Origin of the sequence: Brachyspira sp. SAP_772, assembly GCF_009755885.1 — a bacterium.
Classification (GTDB): Bacteria; Spirochaetota; Brachyspiria; order Brachyspirales; family Brachyspiraceae; genus Brachyspira.
The window spans coordinates 1-807 of the sequence record NZ_VYIX01000102.1; the positions used below are offsets into that span (position 1 = coordinate 1).

1 protein-coding gene and 1 pseudogene are annotated in these 807 nt (G+C 26.4%); one reads left to right on the forward strand and one right to left on the reverse strand.

The features are described 5' to 3' along the window. Positions 1-151: pseudogene (locus GQX97_RS15175) on the reverse strand (flagellar basal body rod protein); the annotation flags it as partial. A gap of 239 nt (positions 152-390) precedes the next feature. On the opposite strand from GQX97_RS15175, the gene pyrR reads away from it, so the two are divergent. Beyond that, positions 391-807: bifunctional pyr operon transcriptional regulator/uracil phosphoribosyltransferase PyrR (gene pyrR, locus GQX97_RS12840; protein ID WP_157152263.1), on the forward strand; the 417-nt coding region annotated here is incomplete at its 3' end.

The following is an 807-nucleotide window of genomic DNA, read 5'->3' on the forward strand; positions in this document are numbered from 1 at the left end:
GTCCAGATATTAAAGCAACTACTAAAATGGCAGCCACTATCATTAGTATTTTTATTATCATCGGGCTTAAAGTGAATTTTTTCTTTGCTTGAGCTTCGTTTTGTTCCTCTTCTTCGCCTTCTTCTAATTCTAAGTTTTCTTCTTCTGCCATATATAATTTCCTCTCTTATAAATATTATAATATTAATAATATCATTATATAACAGTAAAATAAATAATCAACTCTTATGTTAACTTTGTTATTACTGTATCTATATTAAAAATCGGTAAACTAAGAAAATACTTAACATATTTTTTTTATAAAATGTAAAAATTATTATATTGCTTTTTTTTGCTTTAATATTATAATCAAGTAGTATTTTTAATGATAAATAAAAAGGGGTTATATTGATGAGAGTTTTATTAAAAGCTGAAGATTATGMWAAAGTKCTTCCWAGACTTGCTGCTGAAGTAATTGAAAARGAAAATATGGATAARCTTTCTATTGTAGGYATAAGAAGAAGAGGCGATTATTTAGCTGTAAGACTTAAAAAACTTATAGAAGAAAAAATAAACATAGATATWCCTATAGGTGCTATTGATATTAACCTCTATAGAGATGATTTATCTACTTTATCAGAATTCCCTGAAATTAAAGAAACTGATATACCTTTTGATATTACAGGAAAAACTATTCTTCTTGTAGATGATGTACTTTATACAGGCAGAACTATTAGAGCTGCTTTAAATGCTTTATTTGAATATGGCAGACCTCAGAGAGTTGTTTTACTTGTATTAGTTGATAGATTTGGAAGAGAGCTTCCTATA